20 protein-coding genes and 1 tRNA gene are annotated in these 20,167 nt (G+C 67.9%); 12 read left to right on the top strand and 9 right to left on the bottom strand.

Annotated elements, in window-relative coordinates:
* Window positions 1-50 precede the first annotated feature (50 nt).
* Window positions 51-1,256, top strand: a complete 1,206-nt coding sequence (locus BM417_RS17205) for a DNA cytosine methyltransferase (RefSeq protein WP_245821967.1) — start codon at window positions 51-53, stop codon at window positions 1,254-1,256.
* Between the two features lie 311 nt (window positions 1,257-1,567).
* On the top strand, window positions 1,568-2,779 hold the full coding sequence (locus BM417_RS17200; protein ID WP_093594600.1) for a thioester domain-containing protein: 1,212 nt from the start codon (window positions 1,568-1,570) through the stop codon (window positions 2,777-2,779).
* 80 nt (window positions 2,780-2,859) lie between these two features.
* Here the strand turns inward: BM417_RS17200 and BM417_RS17195 are convergent, their stop codons facing one another.
* Window positions 2,860-4,173, bottom strand: a complete 1,314-nt coding sequence (locus BM417_RS17195) for a BNR-4 repeat-containing protein (RefSeq protein ID WP_245821966.1) — start codon at window positions 4,171-4,173, stop codon at window positions 2,860-2,862.
* 188 nt (window positions 4,174-4,361) lie between these two features.
* Here BM417_RS17195 and BM417_RS17190 point away from each other — a divergent pair, with 188 nt between their 5' ends.
* The 4 genes from BM417_RS17190 (at window position 4,362) to BM417_RS17175 (ending at window position 6,261) form a co-directional block, all read left to right on the top strand.
* Complete coding sequence (locus BM417_RS17190; protein WP_093594597.1) at window positions 4,362-4,532, top strand: antitoxin; 171 nt, start codon at window positions 4,362-4,364, stop codon at window positions 4,530-4,532.
* Window positions 4,533-5,174, top strand: a complete 642-nt coding sequence (locus BM417_RS17185) for a putative glycolipid-binding domain-containing protein (RefSeq protein ID WP_093594594.1) — start codon at window positions 4,533-4,535, stop codon at window positions 5,172-5,174. It begins immediately after the preceding gene.
* An 82-nt stretch (window positions 5,175-5,256) separates the two neighbouring features.
* Entirely contained in the window at window positions 5,257-6,087 is an 831-nt protein-coding gene (locus BM417_RS17180) for a DUF5753 domain-containing protein (RefSeq protein WP_143138680.1), read from the top strand.
* A 12-nt stretch (window positions 6,088-6,099) separates the two neighbouring features.
* Window positions 6,100-6,261, top strand: a complete 162-nt coding sequence (locus tag BM417_RS17175; protein WP_093594587.1) for a DUF397 domain-containing protein — start codon at window positions 6,100-6,102, stop codon at window positions 6,259-6,261.
* Here the strand turns inward: BM417_RS17175 and BM417_RS17170 are convergent.
* On the bottom strand, window positions 6,258-8,366 hold the full coding sequence (locus tag BM417_RS17170) for a S9 family peptidase (protein ID WP_093594584.1): 2,109 nt from the start codon (window positions 8,364-8,366) through the stop codon (window positions 6,258-6,260). The genes BM417_RS17175 and BM417_RS17170 overlap by 4 nt on opposite strands.
* Window positions 8,367-8,399: 33 nt before the next feature.
* On the bottom strand, window positions 8,400-9,005 hold the full coding sequence (locus tag BM417_RS17165) for a DUF4097 family beta strand repeat-containing protein (RefSeq protein WP_093594581.1): 606 nt from the start codon (window positions 9,003-9,005) through the stop codon (window positions 8,400-8,402).
* Between the two features lie 187 nt (window positions 9,006-9,192).
* Between BM417_RS17165 and BM417_RS17160 the strand changes: the two genes are divergently transcribed.
* The gene (locus BM417_RS17160) at window positions 9,193-9,903 is read left to right on the top strand and encodes a helix-turn-helix domain-containing protein (protein WP_093594579.1); all 711 of its coding nucleotides are present in this window, start codon (window positions 9,193-9,195) and stop codon (window positions 9,901-9,903) included.
* Here the strand turns inward: BM417_RS17160 and BM417_RS17155 are convergent.
* From BM417_RS17155 to BM417_RS17135, 5 genes are read right to left on the bottom strand one after another with little or no spacing between them, the layout of a single operon-like run.
* Window positions 9,900-11,084, bottom strand: a complete 1,185-nt coding sequence (locus tag BM417_RS17155; protein ID WP_093594576.1) for a thiolase family protein — start codon at window positions 11,082-11,084, stop codon at window positions 9,900-9,902. The genes BM417_RS17160 and BM417_RS17155 overlap by 4 nt on opposite strands.
* An 18-nt stretch (window positions 11,085-11,102) precedes the next feature.
* Window positions 11,103-12,827: a hypothetical protein gene (locus tag BM417_RS17150; RefSeq protein ID WP_093594573.1), complete on the bottom strand. Its 1,725-nt coding sequence runs from the start codon at window positions 12,825-12,827 to the stop codon at window positions 11,103-11,105.
* Window positions 12,828-12,846: 19 nt separating this feature from the next.
* A complete protein-coding gene (locus BM417_RS17145; RefSeq protein ID WP_093594570.1) occupies window positions 12,847-14,391 on the bottom strand; it encodes a fibronectin type III domain-containing protein in 1,545 nt (514 codons plus the stop codon).
* Window positions 14,392-14,400: 9 nt separating this feature from the next.
* Complete coding sequence (locus tag BM417_RS17140) at window positions 14,401-15,369, bottom strand: prephenate dehydrogenase (RefSeq protein ID WP_245821965.1); 969 nt, start codon at window positions 15,367-15,369, stop codon at window positions 14,401-14,403.
* A gap of 4 nt (window positions 15,370-15,373) precedes the next feature.
* On the bottom strand, window positions 15,374-16,579 hold the full coding sequence (locus BM417_RS17135; protein WP_093594567.1) for a M20 metallopeptidase family protein: 1,206 nt from the start codon (window positions 16,577-16,579) through the stop codon (window positions 15,374-15,376).
* A gap of 60 nt (window positions 16,580-16,639) precedes the next feature.
* Here BM417_RS17135 and BM417_RS17130 point away from each other — a divergent pair, with 60 nt between their 5' ends.
* The 5 genes from BM417_RS17130 (at window position 16,640) to BM417_RS17110 (ending at window position 19,074) form a co-directional block, all read left to right on the top strand.
* Complete coding sequence (locus tag BM417_RS17130; RefSeq protein WP_177320470.1) at window positions 16,640-17,128, top strand: tRNA adenosine deaminase-associated protein; 489 nt, start codon at window positions 16,640-16,642, stop codon at window positions 17,126-17,128.
* 14 nt (window positions 17,129-17,142) lie between these two features.
* Complete coding sequence (locus tag BM417_RS17125) at window positions 17,143-17,574, top strand: nucleoside deaminase (protein WP_093596089.1); 432 nt, start codon at window positions 17,143-17,145, stop codon at window positions 17,572-17,574.
* 32 nt (window positions 17,575-17,606) lie between these two features.
* Window positions 17,607-17,691, top strand: a tRNA-Ser gene (locus BM417_RS17120).
* Between the two features lie 511 nt (window positions 17,692-18,202).
* The gene (locus BM417_RS17115; protein ID WP_143138679.1) at window positions 18,203-18,841 is read left to right on the top strand and encodes a hypothetical protein; all 639 of its coding nucleotides are present in this window, start codon (window positions 18,203-18,205) and stop codon (window positions 18,839-18,841) included.
* A gap of 41 nt (window positions 18,842-18,882) precedes the next feature.
* Window positions 18,883-19,074, top strand: coding sequence for a hypothetical protein (locus BM417_RS17110; protein WP_093594559.1), 192 nt, complete (start codon window positions 18,883-18,885; stop codon window positions 19,072-19,074).
* 172 nt (window positions 19,075-19,246) lie between these two features.
* Here BM417_RS17110 and BM417_RS17105 read toward each other — a convergent pair whose 3' ends face one another.
* A complete protein-coding gene (locus BM417_RS17105; protein ID WP_093594556.1) occupies window positions 19,247-20,020 on the bottom strand; it encodes a maleylpyruvate isomerase family mycothiol-dependent enzyme in 774 nt (257 codons plus the stop codon).
* Between the last annotated feature and the right edge of the window lie 147 nt (window positions 20,021-20,167).

Genomic DNA, 20,167 nt, shown 5'->3' with positions numbered 1-20,167 from the left:
TACGGGATGTCACGGAAAGGTCCTCGGCGCCTCGCCCGTACGATCTCGCCGTGTCCTTCTCGGTGGCCGACATCTTCTCGGGTGCGGGCGGCATGAGCTTCGGCTTCCACGCCCACCGCGACTTCCGGGTCGTCGGTGCCGCCGACGCGCAGATCGGCAAGCCGAGTTCGAAGTTGGGTTCGTTGCGCTGCAACGACACCTACCGCGCGAACATCGGCGTCGACCCGTTGGAGGTCGACCTCGCGAGGGTCTCGCCGGCGGCGTTGCGCGAGGTCTGGGGCCTCAAGCGCGGCGAACTGGACGTCCTGCTGGCGTGCCCGCCGTGTTCGGGCTTCAGCCGCATCACCTCGCAGAACCACCTGCGCGACGACCCGCGCAACTCCCTCGTCGGCCGCATCGCGGTGTACGCGGAGGAGCTGCGCCCGAAGGTCGTGCTGATGGAGAACGCCCGCGAGCTCGTCAAAGGCAAGCAGCGCCACCACTTCGACAGCCTCGCCGAGGAGCTCACCCGGCTCGGGTACTCGGTCTGGGGCGGCACGCACATGCTGTCGAGGTTCGGCCTGCCGCAGCTGCGCGAGCGGACGCTGATGGTCGCCGTGGACGGCGGCCTGCCGTTGCTGACGCTGGACGACCTCTGGGCGGGCCGGGTCATCCGCCCGTCCGCCATCACGGTCCGGCGCGCGATCAGCAAGCTCCCGGTCGTCGCGGCCGGGGTGGCGGACCTGGAAGACCCCATTCACGTGTCGCCGACCTTTTCCCAGGACCGCAGTCTCGAAAGAATGCGTGCAATTCCCGCGAACGGTGGATCGTGGGCGGATCTGCTCCGTTCACCGGAGACCGCGGAGTTGTTGAATCCTGCACAACGCAAGATCGTCGAACAGCAGAACTGGGGTTCGCACCCCGATGTCTACGGCCGGTTGTGGTGGGACGAACCGGCCCGCACCATCAAGCGGGAATGCGGCCACGTCGGCAACGGGCGTTATGCCCACCCCGTCCAGCACCGCCTCTGCACGGTCCGCGAGATGGCACTCCTGCAAGGGTTCCCGCGCCAGTTCCGCTTCGACGTCTCGATTCTCGGGAACGCGTATCGGCACGTCGGAGACGCTGTTCCGCCGCTGATCGCGTACCAGCTGGCCGGACTGACCCGCTGGATTCTCACCGGCCGCCGCCCGGAGCCCAAGGAGATGTGCCTGCGCGGCACTTCGCTGCGCCCCGGCGACATTCGTCCGGCAGAAGTTACCGAAATGGTGGCGTAGGTCGCTGAACCGACCGGGGTGATCATCCGTAGCGGGACGCCGCTATTGATAACTGTTCGGCAACGAATTTAACGTCACCTGACGGAATGAATGCATCGCGGGCCTATCCACTGTGGACACCGTGAGTATGTTTTCGCTGCTCACGCCCGGTGTTGGGTGCTCGCCATACCTCACCCATACGTGTGTCACCCCATCGGATAACGTCCCGCTCGCTTCCTGTCGGTTCAGTGTCGATGACGACGTGCCGACCGTCCCGACGGATGACTGACTTCCCGCCGCGTTCGGGCTAATTTCAGCGAGCAAGGAGACCCATGGCTTCCCGGTTCAGGATCGGCACCGCGCTGCTCGGCGCCACCGCCGCCCTCGCCTTCTCTGCCCTCCCGGCCCACGCCGATGTCACGATCACGCCGGACCGCGGTGGTCAGGAGAAGGGTCTCGACGTCGTCCTGCTGCCGGTCGGCAACATCAACGACCCGAACGAGCTCAAGCAGGACACTTCGATCATCAAGCTCCGCATCGAGGACGACAAGGACCGCTCCACCGTCCTCACGTACTGCGTCGAGCTGCCGACCCCGCTCGAGGACGGCGACGTCCTCAAGGAGGCGACGTGGGGCACGCACCCGAACCCCAAGTCGAAGTTCCCGCAGAACGCCGGCAAGGTCCTCTGGATCCTCCAGAACTCCTACCCCGGCAAGAGCATGGCCGACGTCAAGAAGGCGTTCGGCGACCAGTTCAACAAGGAGGAGACGATCGCCGCCACGCAGGCCGCGATCTGGCACTTCTCCGATGACGCGCAGCTCAACTCGGACAAGACCGACGCCGACGTCGTGAAGCTCTACGAGCGCCTGATCAAGGACGCCGCGGCGAACGAGATCAAGGACCAGCCGAAGCCGACGCTGGAGATCGACCCGGCGTCCAAGTCCGGCAAGTCCGGCGAGAAGATCGGCCCGTTCAAGGTCACGACCACGGCCTCCGAGGTCAAGCTCACCGCGAACCTCCCCGAGGGCGTCACCGTCACCGACGCCGCCGGCAACCCGCTCGCCGTGCAGAAGAAGGGCGACGAGCTCGCCGTTCAGGGCACCGGTGAGAAGGTCTCCGAGTTCTTCGTGAACGTCCCGGCGAACGCGCCGGACGGCAGCGCCACGTTCAAGCTCTCGGCGCAGGCCGAGATCGCGATCGGTCGCCTCTTCGTGGCGCACAACAAGAAGCAGGACGACAAGGCGCAGTCGCTCGTCGTCGCGCAGCCGCAGAAGGCCAAGGTCGAGAAGGAGGCCAAGGCCGACTGGAAGGTCGGGGCCGTGCCCACCACGACCACGACGACCGCCACCACGACCACCACGACGCCGGAGACCACCACTCCGACCACCTCCACCACCCCGGCCAACCCGGCTCCGGGTGGCGGCGAGGACGACCTGGCCTCGACCGGTGCCTCGATCCTGTGGCCGCTGCTCGGCGGTCTGGTCCTCGTCGGCGCCGGTGTCGGTGCGCTGTTCGTGGTCCGTCGCAAGAAGGCCGGCGCCTGATCTGAGGTAGCCCGCCCCCAAGACGAACGCCCCCTGGTTCCGCGCCGGAGCAGGGGGCGTTTGCCTGTTCTCAGAAGGTGTTACCGGCGGCTGACGCCCGCCACGTAGATGTCGCCGTCAGCGATCGCGACGTCCCGGGCGGAAGAAGCCCCCGAGAAGATCGCGCGGGCCGGGTCGCGGAAGTTCTCCACGATCTCGACGCGCTGCACCGGCTTGGCCGTCGGGATGACGGTCTCCGGCGTCCAGAAACGACCGAACCGCACCAGGTAGGTGTTCACGTTCGGCTTGCCGTCCTCGGTCGCGTACACCCGCCATGTGAACAGGTCGACCTTCTCGATCTCACGGGTGCGCAGTCCCCGTGCGACCTCCTTGGTCTCCCAGCCGCGACCGTTCCAAGTGGACAGGTAGTTGCGCAGCGGGCCCTTGTCCGGGTCTCCCATGAACCACAACAGGAACGGCTTGCCGAGCGTCGTGCCCACCTGCTGGATGTAGTCGGGGGACTTCACGCCGTTCGGCAGGGTCAGCGGGGTCTCCGCGACCTTGAGGTGCGTCTCCTGGTCGGCGTCGTCGATCTGGGTGCCCAGATCCTGGCCGGACGCCGAGTAGAAGTGCCGGTTCTTCGGGTCGAACCACGTGTAGTACATGTTGCGGTGGTACCGGTCGTGCAGATGTCCTTCCGTGCCACCACCCGCGAGCGTGTACACGATCCGCACGCGGCCGTTGTCCTCCAGACGCAGCTGACCGATGTAGATCTCGTTCATGTTGTCCGCGCGGGAGGTCGAGCCGATCGCGAACCGGTCCCCGGTCAGGTCCGTGGAGGTCTTCCACGTCTTGCCGTTGTCCTTGGACATCACGTAGAGCATCGGCCGGGTGTCCGTGGGGGTGACCTTGTCGAGGTCGCGGGTCGTCTCGCGGTAGAAGACGTAGATCGTGCCGTCGCGTGTGACGAACGGCATCGGGTAGGTGGCCGCGTTCTTCGAGATCAGCGTCTCTTCCCAGACGCCGTCAGCCGAGTTGGGCTGCGGCGAACGGGACATGCGCAGCTCGATGTTGTGCATCCCGCGGAAGACCAGCAGGTGCCCGTCCCTGGCCTGGACCATGGTCGGGTAGTTGTGCGAGTCGGAGTCACCGTCCGCGACCCGGTTGGGCGTGGACCAGGTGGACTTGCGGTGGTCGTACGTCTGGACGTAGCTGTCCTCGTACTGACCCGCCCACGAGATGAACGTCTTGCCGGCCTTCTTGTCGTAGACCCCACCGGCGACCGGACGCCGGTCACTGCGGGCCGCGACGCTCGTGGCCGTGGTCGTCACCGTGAACTTCGCTTTCCCCTGAACATCGGCCGTGGCGTTGGCCGAGGGAACCGCGACGAGCGGCAACAGCAGCACTGCGGACATAACTCCACGCAGGAGCCGTGTCATGCAACTTCCTCCTGGTTCTGACCGCGAAGGCGGCCGACCAGGCGGCGGTAGCGACATCTTCGTTGTCACCCAGCCGACTTGTCCAGGCGCAGTTAGCGTGATCGCTGGCTATCAACACGCGGGGCCTACTCGGGTACCCTGCGTCAGGGACGAAGGAGCACCACATGAACTTCGACGAGATCAAGAACAAGGCCATGGACCTTGCTCAGGAGCACCACGAGCAGGTCGACAAGGGCGTGGACGCCGCGGCGGACTTCGTCGCAGGCAAGTTCGGTCACGAAGAGCAGGTCGACTCGGTAGCCGAGAAGATCAAGGACATCCTTCCAGGTGGATGAGTGAACTCCTTCAACGCCACTGACGCGGGGCGGGTCACCTCCACCGGAGAGACCCGCTCTCCTTCTGCCCGCCGGCCCGAGATGATCACCTGGCAGGGCATCCACGAGCCGCGGCTGGAGCAGGTACGCCTGCTCCTCTCGAACGACCAGCGCCTGCGCGCGACGGGTCGCCTGGTCGCCGCCGGCCCCGACGAGCACTTCAACGCCTCCTTCGAGGTGTCCGTGGGCGAGAGCGGCCAGGTCAACCGCCTGTTGTTGCGCACAGCCACGGTCCTCGAGGAGCGCCAGTGCTCCCTTTCGCGCACTGAGGACGGCGCCTGGCTGGTCGACCACGGCCAGGGCAGCAAGCGCGAGACGTTCAACGGCGCGCTCGACGTCGACGTCCAGTTCGCCGTGCTGTTCAACGCCATCCCGATCCGGCGCCTCGGTCTGCACCGCGAGCCGGGCGAGCACGCGCTGCCCGTCGTTCGGGTGTCGCTGCCCGACCTGTCGGTGAAGGCCGTGACCCAGACCTACAAGACGGTGTCCGTGGGGGACGACGTCTCGGTCGTGCGGTTCAAGAGCGGCGGGTTCGAGCAGAACGTCAAGGTCGACCCGAACGGCCTGGTGCTCGAGTACCCGCTGATTTCGAAGCGGATTTAGAACCGCTCCAAGAAGTACTTCCTTCGTGGCGAGTCGTGTCCAAACGATGGAAGCGCAGGCTTTGGGGTTCTAGCTTCCGACCATGCCGAAACGATTTTCGAGCGTGGTCGGTCGCTCGTTCGGTGATGGCGTCCGCGCCGTCATCGAGGCAACCGGGATGCCGCAGTGCAGGATCGCCGAGTTGCTCGACTTCGAGCAGGCCAAGGTCTCCGACCTGGTCAACGGCAAGGGCGGGGTCACCGAGGTCGAGCTCGCGATGCTCCTCGGCCTCTGCCAGACCCCGCCGGATGAAGCCCGCCGCCTGCTCACGCTCTACCGCGAGTCGCGGGAGAAGGGCTACCTGGAGTTCAACGAAGACGGCGTGCCCAATCAGTTGCGCACGCTGATCGACCAGGAGCGCCTGGCTGACAAGATCTTCGTGTGGGCGATGGACCTCGTCCCCGGCCTGCTCCAACTTCCGCAGTACTCCGCCGAGGTCGTGAGGGCGGTTCCGAAGATCAAGCCCGAGCAGGTGGCCGAGATCGTCGCAGCCAAGCTGGGGCGAAAGGGGATCTTCCACAGTAGCCGTGAGTTCGTCTTCTGCATCCACGAGCAGGCACTTCGGCTGCAGGTCGGTAGTGCGGAACTGATGGCCGAGCAGCTGAACGAGCTTCTGCGCATGTCGATCCGGCCCTACATCACTGTGAGGGTCGTACCGCTCTCGATCGGCACACACGCCGGACTTGCTGGTTCGTTCACCAAGCTGGCCTACCCCAAGTTCGAGCCGGTGGTCTACCTCGAGAGCCACAACTCTCACCTCTTCCTGGAAGACAAGAGTTCCCTCACCTCCTACGACGAAGTGATGAAGGCACTCGTCGCCCAGTCCTTGGATGGGGAACAATCGAGGGAGTTGATCACCGGCTTGCTGATGTGAGGGGACGGGTACATGACGGCCTGGCGGAAGAGCAGCTACAGCGGCACGTCGAGCGACTGCGTTGAGGTCGGCCGTGGCGCTGGCATCCGGGACAGCAAGGCGCCGACCAAGCACCTGCCCGTGTCGGACAAGGCGTGGTCGGCGTTCCTCACCGAGGTCAAAGCCGGTCGCTAGACCATTTCTCCCAGCACCTCCGGGTCGATGACGATCGGCGCCGGACGGTAGGCCGGCGGCTCGACCCCCATCAGCGAACGCACCAGGAAGTCCCAGGACTTCGTGCGCACGTAAGCCATCCGGTCGATGAACAGGTGCTCGGATCCCGGCACGATCACCAGCTCGAACTCCTTGCCCGCGGCGATCAACGCATCCGCCATCCGAAGCGAGTGGTCCGGGTGCACGGTGTCGTCCAACTCGCCGTGGACCAGCAGCAGCTTGCCTTCCAACCGGTCCGCGATCTCGACGTTCGAGGCGCGAAGCCAAGCCTCGGGGTTGTCCGGGCCGTCCACGGTCTCGGCCCAGCCCAGCCCGATGTACCGGGCGTCGTGCGAACCCGACAACGCGACACCGGCGCGGTAGGTCTCCGGGAAGGCGAGCATCGCCCGTCCCGCAGCGAATCCGCCGCCGGAGTGGCCCATCACGCCGACTCGCCCCAGATCCATCCACGGCCTCGACTCGGCGAGCTGGTGCAGTGCCGCGACGTGGTCCTCCAGGCTGCCCGCGGCGGCCAGGTTGCCGTACGAGACGTCGTGGAAGGCCTTCGAACGGCCCGGCGTGCCGCGTCCGTCCAGAGCGATCGCCACGAAACCGAGTGCTGCCAACGGTTCCGCGTCCATGCCCATGCCGCCGGGGTCGAAGCACGGTTCGACGCGGTTGACCTGCGGGCCGGGGTAGACGTTGTCCACCACGGCGTAGCTGGCGGACGGGTCGAAGTCGCGCGGCTTGTAGAGCACGCCGTAGATGTCGGTGGTGCCGTCGGCTGCCTTGACGCGGAAGCGTTCCGGGGCCGTCCAGCCCGTGGCGAGCAAGCGGCTGATGTCGGCCTGTTCCAACGAGACCAGCACCTCGCCGCTCCACGAACGCACCACGGTCACCGGCGGCGTGTCCACAGTGGATGCTGAGTCGACGAAGTACCTGCCGTTCGGCGACACGGTGACGACGTGGTCCAGCGAGTCGTCGGTGACGACGGCGAATTCGGTGCCGTCCAAGGCGACGCGGCACACCGTGCGCCGGTACGGGTCCTCGGGCACGAGTCCCGACGCGGTGAAGTACACGACGCCTTCGGAGACGTGCAGGATCTCGCGGACCAGCCATTGGCCCGTGGTGACCTGGTTGAGCAGCTCGCCGGTGTGCAGGTCGTAGCGGTAGAGGTGGCCCCAGCCGTCGCGCTGCGAGAACCACAGCACCTCGTCGGCCAGCACGCGGACGATGGGCGTGCCGTAGATCAGCTGGTTGGGGCCGACTCGGTTGGAGCCCGTCTCGCTGACCACGACGGTGACCTCGCCCGACGAGGCGTCCATCCGGTTCAGGGTCAGGGTGTGCTGGTCGCGGGGACGGGAGAGGAAGTAGACCGTCGTGCTGTCCTCGGACCACCACGCCCAGCCGGCCATGATCGGGGAGAACTCCGGCATGAGCAGCGGTTCGCACTGGGCGAAGACCGTCGTGCCCGCGTCCACGTCGAACACGACCAGTTCGGCGAGGGGCATGTCCGCGTCGCCGGGGTAGGCGTAGTGCTGGGTGTGGGTCACGGGTGCGCCGCCGCCGGCCGGGCGCGATTCGATCAGGTGGGTCTGGCGGACGTTGCGCTGGTCGGTGCGGTGGGCGAGCACCTTGGACGAGTCAGGCGCCCAGGTCAGGGCCGGTGGCATGTGCGGGAGGCCGAACTTGCGCATCAGCGTGCCGTAGCTCATGGAGTCCGGGCCGTAGCCGTAGCCATGGCCCGGAACGCCGTCCGAAGTCAGCGCCCACTCGCGCTCACCCGAGCGGGCCCACAGGTCGTGGCCGCGCCGCGAGACCGCGACCTTGCCGTCGGGGGAGGAGACCTCCAGCGGGTTGCCGGGTGCCGCGACGAACGGCATCGGGTCGAAGCCCGGGGTGCGGGTGCCCGCCTCCGGGTCGACCACGACGAACTGGCGGTCGGCGCCGTCGCGGAGCTGGTACCAGAAGCGGCGGCCGTCTTCGATCCACTGTGGACGGACCTTGTCGCCGACGACCAGTTCGCCGGGGGCGGCCGGGCGGCGGAGGAGTTGTTCTGCGGCTTGGTAGTTGGCGGTGGTGCTCATGGTCTCTCTCCCCAGTGGATCAGTGGCGTGTGGTCAGAGGCTGCGGGCGGTGATGTCGCCGTACGACGTGGTGGCGCGGATCGTGAGGTCCGGCGCGTCGGCGTTGCGCAGCGCGTTGTTGATGCGGCCGTACGAGGTACCGGCGTCGAGGGAAGCCGAGAGTCCGGCGGCGACGCTGACGTTGATGTCACCCTTCTGGGTGGTGATCTCGGCGGAACCGTTGAGGCGGCCGACCGTGACGTCACCGGCCTGCGTCACGAGGCGGACGTGCGCGGCCTCGTCGATCTTGATGTCGCTCTGCGCCGCCTCGAAGGCGATGTCACCGAGCCGGCCGACGCCGCGGAACTCGGCGCTGGCCGCCTTGGCCTCGACCCGCGAACCGGCGGGCAGCTGGACGGTGACCTCGACGGCTCCGGACGAGCCGAGGATCTTGTTGCCCGCCTCGGCGGTGATGCGCAGGACGCCGTCGGCGAAGTCGACCTTGATCTTCTCGGCGGCCTTCACGTCACGGCTCTGCGCGGCGTCGGCCGGGAGGACCTCGACGGCGGTGTCGGCGCGGTCGGCGGCGATGAACTGAACGCGCCCGGCGGGGATGTCGAGGATGGCGGCGATGGGGGCGGGGGTGGTGAAGGTCTGCATCTCGGGCTCCTGTGGCTCGTTGTTTCTGATGAGCGAAAAGCTACGTTGCGTTTCCAGATATGGGCAACAAGTTCGTTGCGATGGAAGTGCGTTTACGCAGCTCAAAGCCACAAGATCGTTGCAACGGGATGTAGATCTAATGCAACGACTGTTGCAATGAGGTGAAGGTGAAAGCTATGGTCTGGGCATGCCAGGAGGTCGACTCACCCAGCAGGAACGCCGTCAGATCGCCATCGGCCTGTCCGACGGCCTCGCCTACGCGGAGATCGCGAGGAATCTCGACCGGCCCACCTCGACGATCACGCGCGAGGTGATGCGCAACGGAGGTCCGGCCGGGTACAAGGCGGACATCGCCCACCTCGCAACGGAACGCCGTGCGCAACGGCGCAAGCAGGCCGCGCCGCGCAGGCAGGTCGTCGAGCGCGCGGACGGACGTGACCTGGAGGCGGTGCGGGAGTTCGAGGAGTTGTTCGCGGGCATCTTCATGGGACAGGGCCTGTCGAAGATGCCGGCGAGGGCGCTGGCGAGCCTCTACGCGACCGACTCCGGCAGCCTGACCGCGTCAGAACTGGTGGGACACCTTCAGGTCAGTCCGGCGTCGGTCTCGAAGGCCATGTCCTTCCTGGAAAGTCAGGGCCTGATCGGGCGCGAGCGGGACGAACGCCGCCGCGAGCGGTACGTCGTCGACGAAGGCGACATCTGGTACCAGTCGATGATCGCGAGTGCCGCCGGCACGACGAAGCTCGCCGAGGCCGCGCGGCAGGGGTCCGGCGTCCTCGGCTCCGGCACCCCGGCCTCCACCCGGCTGGAGAACATCGCGCGGTTCCTGGACTTCGTCAGCGAGAGCATCGTCCGCGCGGCCGAGCAGGCCCGCGACATCCTGCACCCGAAGGGCTAGACGCGGACCGCCACGGCCACACCCTGACCGACGCCCACGCACGCCGCCGCGATGCCGATGCCGCCGCCACGCTGCCGCAGGTGGCGGCACACGTCGACGATCACGCGCGGCATCGAGGCGCCGAGCGGGTGGCCGTAGGCGATCGCGCCGCCGTGGACGTTGACCTTCTCCTTGTCGATCTCGGGAAGGTGGTGCACCACCGACAGGGCCATCGCGGCGAACGCCTCGTTGATCTCCCACAGGTCGACCTGCTCGGCCTCGATGTGCAGGCGCTTCAACAGTTTCCGGATCGCCGACACGGGCGCGATCGTGAACCGGTGCGGTTCCTCGCCGGTGGTCGCCGACCCGAGCACCTCACCCAGCGGTTCGACGCCCAGCTCCGACGCGATCGCTTCTGTACCAAGCAAAGCGGCCAGAGCGCCGTCGTTCAAAGGCGATGCGTTGCCCGCCGTCACCGTTCCCTGTTCCGAGAACGCGGGCTTCAGCTTCGCCAGCTTCTCGAGGCTGGTGTCGGCACGGACGTTCTCGTCGCGCCGGATCGCCGTTCCGTCCGGCAACTGCACGGGGAACGCGAAACCCTCGTGCACACCGGCATCCCACGCCGCGGCGGCGCGACGGTGCGAGCGGAGGGCGAAACTGTCCATCTGGTCGCGGGTGATCCCGAGTTCGTGGGCGACGTTCTCGGCGGCCAGGCCCAGCGGCACGGTGTAGTGCTTGGGCATGCGCGGGTTGACCAGTCGCCAGCCGAGTGCCGTCGACACGGTCTCCAACCGATCCGGGAGGGCCTTGTCCGGGCGAGCCGTCACGAACGGCGCCCGCGACATCCCCTCGACGCCACCGGCGACGATCAGGTCGGCATCGCCGGTGATCAACGCCCGCGCGCCCTGGATGATCGACTCGCCGCCCGAGGCGCACAGCCGGTTCAGCGTCACGCCCGGCACGGAGACCGGCAGGCCCGCCAGCAGCGAGGCCATGCGGGCGACGTTGCGGTTGTCCTCGCCGGCGCCGTTCGCGTCACCCAGCAGCACGTCGTCGATGCGCGCCAAGTCGAGCGACGGATAGCGGCGCAGCAGGTCGACGATGGGCAGCGCCGCGAGGTCGTCCACCCGGATGCCCGAGAGACCTCCCCGGTACTTGCCGAACGGCGTGCGGGCGGCGTCGATGATCAGTGCGCGTGCCATACGTCCATCTTGAGGCATTCACGGCTTGAGCAAAAAAGGAACGTAGCCCGTCTCGGGGCTCACCTCTGAATCGGTGCTGAAGGCCTTCACCTCGATGGCGTGCGCTCCCGCGGTCATCGCCCCCGTGTTGAGTGAAATCCGCCACCGGCCTGCGGCGGCGGGCCCGTCGGCGGTCGTCGGCACCGTGGCGATGTGGTTGCCGTCGAGCCTGATCTCGAACCCGGCGAGGCCTGCCACCGCCACGTCGAGGGCATCGACGCGGACCTCCAGGACCACCCGGCCGCGGCTGAAGGCGGCGCCGTTCTCGATCGGCTGGCCGCCCGCGTCCAGGACCTCGGGGATCGGGTCGGCGAGCGTCGGCTTGGCCTCCACCAGGGGTGTGCCGGGCCGGCGCAGCGGTTCCTTCTTCGGGCCGGTCAGTTCGACGTCGGTGTGGGTGACCTGGATGCGTTCCTGCGTGACGAGCTGCACGTTCAGGTTGTCGGTGAAGGCCTCTTTGGGCAGGTCGGCGACGGCCGGGTACTCGGCGCCGGGCTTCCACGGCGTGCCCTCGATCGCCGGCCTGAGCGGTACCTGGATGCCGTTGACCTTGACGGCGGTGACCGGCTCGCTCTCGCGCGACGGGATCAGGGCGATGCGCAACTGACCTGCGGTGACGTCCGCGATGGGAGTGGCGCTGGCGCTCGCCGGGCCGTCCACCCGCACCTGCGGTGTCGGGCCCGCGAGCGGGGCGTCGGCCTTGGCGGTGCGGTAGCCGATCAGGTCGACACCGGCGCGGATCCGGTCGCCCGCGAGTGCCGCGACGCCGACCAACGCCGTCGCCTCACGCCACTGCGGCACGAACGGCGAGGTGGCGAGCACGTCTCCGTCGCGCACCACCTGGACGCCGGCCGGGGTCAGCACGAGTTCCCAGCGCACGGTCACGCCTGGCAGCGCTGCAGGGACGGGCTTGAGCGCCGTGCCGTTCGGGACGAGTTCGACGATCGAGTTGCCGGAGTTGTCGGTGGAGATCGTGGCGCGGATGGTGTTCGGTGGCACCGGCTCGCCCTGCACGCTCACCGGGCCTGGCACGAGGTCGAGCAGCAGCTTGCCGCCGGTGCCAGGAGCGTCGGTCTCGATCACGAGCCGGCTCTCGTCGTCGCCGCGGACGAACGGCGTGCGCGACCTCAGCGTCACCGCGCGGGTGCCGCAGCTGCTGCTGATCACGAGCCGGTCGTGGTCGTCCTCGTCGCCGCTGGTGGCGCGGGCGCAGTCGGTCCGCTTGGAGAGCCTCCAACGCTGGAGGTCGGGTTCGTCGGAGGAGTCGAAGCGGTCGACGAACGTGTACGGGGCGTTGTCGGCGTTCGGCGTCGCCTCGGTCCGGGCGGGCTGCGAACGCTGGCCGAACGGGTCGACCGCGCGGATGTCGATCTTCTGCGGGCGGCCGTTCTCCAGACCGTTGAGCTGGGTGCCGGGCCGGGTGACGAGCTTGACCTTGTCGCCCCACCGCACCTCGTACGCGGACGCGTCGCCGGTCCAGGTGAGCTGGATCTTGTGGTGGCCCGCACGCGCGACGACGTTGGCCGGTGTGGCCGGGCGGCCCTGCGGGCTCGGCACCAGAACCTGCTCCGCCACGTACGGCTTGAGCTTCGTCGGCGCAGGGGGAGCGACGGGCAGGCCCGAGTCGCTCCCGCCGGTGTCGCGCAGGACGATCACGCCCGCCACCAGCGCGAGGCCCACGACGACGAAGGCGACCCGCTTCATAGCGGTCACGCTAAGGCGTTCACCCCAGCTCGAACACGGTTTCCGCGATAACGGGTTCGCCACCGTCCGCCGGAAGGACGCTGAGCTTGAGCCGAGCGTGCGCAGCAGGGGTCAGCGTCCTGGTGTCGAGCCAGAACTCGTGCCTGCCGGGAACGCCGGGGCCCTGCTCGTTGGTGGGCAGCGCGACGATCCGCCTGCCGTCGAGTTCGAGCTCGATGCCGCGGTGCCCGATGGCGTTGACCTCGGCCGTGATGAGGACGCGTCCGTTGCCGGGCAACGGTTGCGGAGGCTTGGTGCCGTCCTCGTGCATGACGTGCAGCCGCGGCGCGCCGGTCTTGATGCCGCCGGGCCGGTCCGCGAGCCGGGGGAGCGTGCCGGGACGGCTCTCGGGCTTGCGGATGACCACGAGCTGGGCTTCCTGGGCGGCGATCTTCCCGGGGCTGATCGGCACGTCGGAGACCGTGACCTGGCCGGCGTCCGGCTTGACGAGCTTCGCGGCCACGACGTCCTGCGGTAGTTCGACGTCCTTGTCCAGCGGGATGACCTCGGTGGGCACGACGCGTTCCGGCACGCCCCCGACGCCGAACGCGTCCAGGAAGCCGCCGCCGTCGATGCGGATCCGCGGGTGCACCAGCCGTTCCCTGATCGCGACGGGATCGTAGGCGACGACGACGCCATCTCTCAGAGCGACCACGGCCTCCGGCAGCACCCGCATCTCCCAGCGGTGCCGCACGCCCGCGACCAGTCCGGTCATCGGCGCGTCGCCGAGGTCGATCTGCTTGCCGGTGCGGGGAAGTTCGGGGTCGGCGATGATCCGCGTGCCCTGCGTCGTGATGTCGAGGCTGACCGCGCCCTTCGGCTGTGCGTCGGTCTCCTTCAGGTACTGCCACGGGTCCGGCAGCAACGTCAGCCGCACGTGACTCGACTCGACCGCGCCCGCGACGCTGATGATCGCCCGGCCGGTCGCGCCGTCACTCGCCGGCACTCCGAACCGGATCGGGGTGTTGCTCTGGAAGGCCGCCATCGGGCAGTCGACGTCGATGCGCTTGCTCTGCCCGAACGGCTTGAGCCCCAGGCACTCCGGTTCCGCCTCGACCCGCCACTTCCGCGGATCGAGCGCCTCCGGGCCGTCGAACCTGTCCGCCTGGCCGACGAGCTGGTCCTCCCACTTGCCGTTGTAGACGTCCTTGGGCGTAGCGGCGATCTTGAGCGGCTCGCTGCGCTTGCCGGTCGCGCTGACCGCCCGGATCTCGACCTCGGTCTGGGTGTCGGGGCTCAGCCCCGGCAGCTCGACCTCGGGACCGGGCACGAGCTGCTCGTTGCCGTTCCAGCGCACCTCGTAGGCCGGCGCCGAGCCGTTCCACGCGATCTGCAGCGCGTCCACGTCCAGCGCCTGAGCCCTGGCGTTGGAGGGTTTCATCGGCTCCTGGAGCGCGACGACCTCGACACCGTCAGCCGTTTCCTTCTTGAGGGTGTCCGGTGCGTCACCGGCCCGGAGCACCACGACGGCGGCCACGACGAGCGCGAGTCCACCGAGTCCGCCGGCGAGCGTCCGTCGATCCACTCGGCGACCCTACGATGTTTCCGCTTGCGCGGTGCTGCCGTTCAGCCCAACCACGCGTCCGCCGCGAGACCCAAGGTTCCGCAGCGCCGCGAGTGCTCCCGGCTTGGTCAGGTCGATGGTGACTTTCGTGCGCTGTGGCTGGTTGACCAGCACGTTCCGGCCTTCGTGCCCGGCCTCGATGGTCTTCGCGAGACCTCCGGTGGACGCGAGTGAGCCCCGTGCCGCACCGAGTCGTCCCAGAGCGTCGTCCACGGCCATCAGCAGCGCGTCCCGGTTCCCCTCGCACATCGCCCTGACGAGCTCCGGCCTGCTGCCGGCGACCCGCGTGCCGTCCCCGAAACTGCCCGCCGCGAGCGCCATGGCCAGCGGTCCGCCGTCCGCCCCGACCGCCGCCAGGATCGCCGCCATGATGTGCGGCAGGTGGCTGATCCGCGCGACCGCCTCGTCGTGTTCTTCCGGCGTCGTCGGCACCACGTGCGCGCCGAGGTCGAGCGCGAGCTGGATGACGTCGTTGAGGTGGTCGTCGGCTTCCTCGGGCGTGACGACCCAGGCGGCGCCCTGGAAGAGGGTCTCGGATCCCGCGCCCCACCCGCTCTGACTGGTGCCGGCCATCGGGTGCCCGCCGACGAAGCGGACGTCCTTCGCGTACCGGTGCACGGCGTCGTGCACGGGTCCCTTGACGCTGGTCACGTCCGTGAGCCTGGTGCCGGCGGGGATCTTGCGGAGCAGGTCCGGCAGCGCGGGCATCGGCACGGCGAGCACGACGAGCGCCTCGGGGTTCCGGCTGAGGGCCTCGTCCACACTCACGATGTCGAAGCCCTCAGCGCGCGCGTTGTCCGCGTCCTCTTTGCTCGCCGTCGCACCCCACACCGTGCGTCCGGCAGCCTTGGCGGCCCGCAGCACGGAGCCGCCGATCAGTCCCAGTCCGATCACGCACACGTCTCGCACGGCGCCCATCATTCCGTGCGACGCGTCCATGCAACTAGCGGAGGGCGTCCAGCGCGAACGCCGCGTACATCGCCACCCCGTGCTCCATGGCGGCCTCGTCGAACAGCACCCGGTTCGAGTGGTTCGGCGCGGCCTCCTCCAGGTCGATGCCTCGCGGGCAGGCCCCGAGGAACGCCAACGCCCCGGGAACCCGCTGCAACACGTAGGAGAAGTCCTCGGCTCCCATCAGCGGATCCTGCATCGGCTCACTCCACGAGGCACCCATCGCGGTGGCCGCCAGATCCACGACGTGCTGCCCGACGACGTCGTCGTTCACCGTCACCGGATACCCCGGCACGATGCTGACCTCGGCATGGCACCCGTAAGCAGCGGCCGTGTGCTTGATGGCCTGCTTGAGCTCCTTGTGCACGAGCGCGCGCGTCTCCTCCGACAACGTCCTGATCGTCCCGTCGAGGGTCGCGACCTCGGGGATGATGTTCGTCGTCGTACCGGCGTTGATCTGCGCGACGGTCACCACCGCGGGCTGATGAACGCTCACCCGCCGACCGAGCATCGTCTGGATCGCCCCGACCATCGCGGCTGCCGCGGGCACCGGGTCCAGCGCGTTGTGCGGCATCGCGCCGTGACCGCCACGACCCTTCACGTGCACGTGGAACGTGTCCGCGGACGCCATCATCGGCCCCGGCCGGCACGTCACCACGCCCGACTTCATCGTGGACGTGATGTGCAGCGCGAACGCCTTCTCCACGCCGTCGTCGAGCAGGCCCTCCTCGATCATGTGCCGGGCGCCGTGGTGGCCCTCCTCGCCCGGCTGGAACATGAAGAGCACGCGGCCTTTCAAAGCGTCGCGCCGGTCCGCCAGCAGCCGGGCGGACGCGGCCAGCATCGCCACGTGCGTGTCGTGGCCGCAGGCGTGCATGTTGCCGTCCACTTCGGACGCGAACGGCAGGCCCGTCTCCTCCTGGAGCGGCAGGCCGTCCATGTCGCCGCGCAGCAGCACCGTCGGCCCCGGCCGCTCGCCCTCGAGCACCGCCACGACCGAGGTCGACGACTCGCCCTTCGTGACCTTGACAGGCAACCCCTCCAGCGCGTGCAGGACGGCGGCCTGCGTCTTGGGGAGGTGAAGTCCCTGCTCAGGGTGCCGGTGGATCTGACGGCGCAGCGCCACCGTGCGGGGCTGGAGCGAACGCGCCCCTTCGAGCAATCCGGCGAGACGGGGGTCCGGCGTAGTTGTGCTCATCTACCGATGGTGCCACCACCTCGGCTACCGGGAAGGTCGTCTGGGCCCTACGGTGTGCACATGACACAGCAGGAGCCGGTCAACGGCTTCGCGGTCGCGGTCGTCCGAGAGGACGGTCGCTGGCGGTGCAGCAGGATGGACAGCTCCGCGCTGTCGGAGCTGGACGCGGCTATCACGGAGCTGCGCCAACTGAGGTCGACAGGAGCTGTGTTCGGTCTCCTCGCCGTCGACGACGAGTTCTTCATCATCCTGCGTCCCGTGCCGGGTGGCGTCGCGCTGCTGCTGTCCGACGCGGCCGCCGCCCTCGACTACGACATCGCGGCCGACGTCCTCGATCTCCTCCGCGTCGAACCACCGGACGAGGAGGACAACGAACTCTGGCCGGAAGGCGACCTGGGCGTCCTGACCGACCTCGGCATGCCCTCGCACGAACTCCAGATCATCGTCGACGAGGTCGACCTCTACCCGGACGAGCAGCTCCAGATGATCGCCCAACGCATCGGCTTCATCGACGAGCTCACGAAGCTGCTCGACACGATCCAAGCGTGATCTCCGCAGAGGACATGGTCCGAGCCGCCCTTCGAGCGGCCGCGAACGCCGGCACGGACGTCCCGATCGGCGCCGTCGTCTTCGCACCGGACGGTTCGATCCTGGCCGAAGCCTGCAACGCCCGCGAAGCACTCGGCGACCCGACCGCACACGCCGAGATCCTGGCGCTGCGAGCAGCCGCCGCGAAGCACGGCGACGGCTGGCGCCTCGACGGCTGCACGCTCGCGGTGACGTTGGAGCCCTGCACGATGTGCGCGGGCGCCCTGGTGCTCGCGCGTGTTTCACGTCTCGTCTTCGGCGCCTGGGAGCCCAAAACCGGCGCTGTGGCGTCGTTGTGGGACGTCGTGCGCGACCGCCGGCTCAACCATCGACCAGAGGTGCAGGGCGGTGTGCTGGAGCACGAGTGCGCTGACCTGCTCGAACGCTTCTTCCGGACCCAGCGTTAAGCCAGTCGCGCGGGCTGTGTATTGTTCTTATCGGTGGCGTGTCCGAGCGGCCGAAGGAGCACGCCTCGAAAGCGTGTGAGGTGAAAGCCTCCGTGGGTTCAAATCCCACCGCCACCGCTGCTCAGAGCCCCGGTTGCCGATCATGGCAACCGGGGCTCTGACGTTTGGTGGCAGTTGCCCTGGCCAGGCCGCGGGCGCCAGCCCCCGGCTGCCTCCCGTCGCCGTCTTCCGGTGTCTCCCAAAGTCTCCGTCCACAACTCCGCGGCCTGCTCCCGCTCGCGCTGCTGTTCCCGCTTACCGGCTGCTGACTTCGTGTCGGCCGTTCAGGGCGCAACGGGACGCGGTTCGGGCAGTAGCCGCCGTGCTTCTTTCCGCACGGTTTGATGCACCTGGGTTTCCACTTCGGGCGAAGTCGACGCGGTGGTGGTGTGCGGGTCAAACCCGCAGGCGGCCAAACCTGGATGGGCTGCCGCCAGCTCTGAGTGGTCGCTGTGACAAGCAGTTGCACTCCGGTCACCGACGGTGTGATCAAAGTGTGAGCGTCATCGCGCACGCTGATGCAGTCAGCAAAGCGTGATCGCTAGCGCGAGTCTGGCGGATGCTGTGAAGAACACCGAGGGGGAATTTCGTGCGAAAGCACTTTGTTGGATCGGCTGTCGCTGCTTCGTTATCGGCGTTGGCTTTGCTCGGGGGCGTCGGAGTCGCAGCCGCGGAAGCAAAGGGTCTTCCGAAGGACGCGATTGCGGTGCTGGAAGAGATCAAGGCGACTGGAAAGTTGTCGCCTGAAGGGCGTCAGACGTTGCTCAAGTACCCGGAAATCGCCGCGCAGGTGGCTGATCCGGAACGCCGCACGGTTGAGGTGAGTACGTCACCTGCGCCGGCATCTGCTGCCGGTGAGGTGGGTGCTGCCGCGATCAGCTGCTGGATCAACGACCACCAGGTGACGAGCTACACCGTCGTCGGGAATGTCTACTACAAGTACCACCAGCGCGCCGACCACTGTGTGGATTTCAACAAATCCATCACCTCGGTGCACAACCGGTACCCGTACATCAGTGATTCGGCCGGAACGGCCTACTATCGTGGTGAGATGGCCAACGTCGTGGGCGCAACTCCTGCGTGGCGGGTCGAATCTTACTATCAGGGTAAGGTCGAGAACTGTGTTGTCGAGTGGGGCTGCATCAGCACTGAATACCCGTGGGTGAAGCTGACCTTCCGGGCTGACATGGCGCCCGGATTCATCGAAGTGGGCACCGGAATCGGCTGACTGGTACAATCCGCAGTGATCCTCTTCGCTAAGGAGGAATTGTGCCCACGGTCAAGCTCGCACTCCGTGCGATTGTGGTTTTCTTGCTGGCCTTCGTCGCTCTTTCGCTCGTCTTGGCGACGCTTGGCAACATTGGGGGGACGGAGTTGACGATCGTGATCGTCGTCTCTGTCGGGTTGTCCGCGCTGGACGCTTGGCGAGTGAGCAAGCGGAGCGTCCAGCAAGGGAAATAGCCTTCGCTGTTTCTCCCTTGCGCCGACCCTGACGCAAGGGAGAAACCGCGGTCGCGGTTTGCCGGGGAGCATCACCGCGATCATGTCGTGGGCATTGACGGTCGACATCGCATCCGAGATCAGCGACGCGCCCTCGATCAGCCGCGTTCCTGGTAGCTCAGTGACCCCATGGTCAAAAACGTACGCGGTCCAGGAACAGGGCGAGCAGCTCCGCGTCCCCGAACACCTCCAGCCCTTCCACCGGCCTGCGCCGGTACACGGCCAGCACCAGCTCGACGAGCGGGCCGCGCAACGCCACCGCGGCCTTCTCGTGGCCCTCCCGCACCGTCGGCGTGGGGCCCGTGAGATCGATCACGAACTCCGCCTCGGCGTCGGTCGCGTGCAGGTGCACCGTGTGGCCGGGGCCGACCAGCGGCGCGGTCTCGGCGGGCCAGCGCATGAACGCGTACGGCAGTGCCAGCGCGGTCCACTCCGAGAGCGTGTCGTGGGCGACCTCCTGGTCCAGTTCGAACGGCACGCCCAGCGCGTTCGCCACGTCCCAGCGGTGCAGCACCGTCTCGTGCGTCATCCGGCGTGACCACACGCGCGGGCCCGGGTGGCCGGCCAGCGGCGCGATCATCTCGTCCGGGGCCACCTCGCTGAGCACCTCCGACAGGGAGGCCGCGCCCTCGTTCAACCAGGGGACCAGCACGGACGCCGGCTCACCCACATACGACGAGAGCAGCTGCGCCCCGTTGCGGGAGTAGTCGATCTCCGGAAGTCTCTCGCGGAGCATCTCGTCGGCCCAGCGGTGCGCGTGGCCGACGTGGCGGAGCAGCTGGTTCAGCGTCCAGTCCGGGGTCGACGGCACCCGAATGCCCAGGTCGGCGCCGTCCAGGGAGGAAGTCAGCAGCGAAGTCTGATTGACGATCTCGGCGCAGCGGCGCTCGTAGCTCAGCATCTTCATGCCTCTGAACGTAGGGACGTCGGCCGGTGCCTGGGAGGGGCCCACCGGCCGACGTTCCGAAATGGAGCCTACACCATGATCGAACACTTGTTCGAGTGATCATTGATGGGCCAACCGGTTAACCGTTAGTAACAACGGCTACCAAAG

The organism is Lentzea waywayandensis (assembly GCF_900115955.1).
GTDB classification, from domain to species: domain Bacteria; phylum Actinomycetota; class Actinomycetes; order Mycobacteriales; family Pseudonocardiaceae; genus Lentzea; species Lentzea waywayandensis.
Note: the sequence above shows the minus strand (reverse complement) of the source record. Positions and strands in the feature narration are given on the sequence as shown.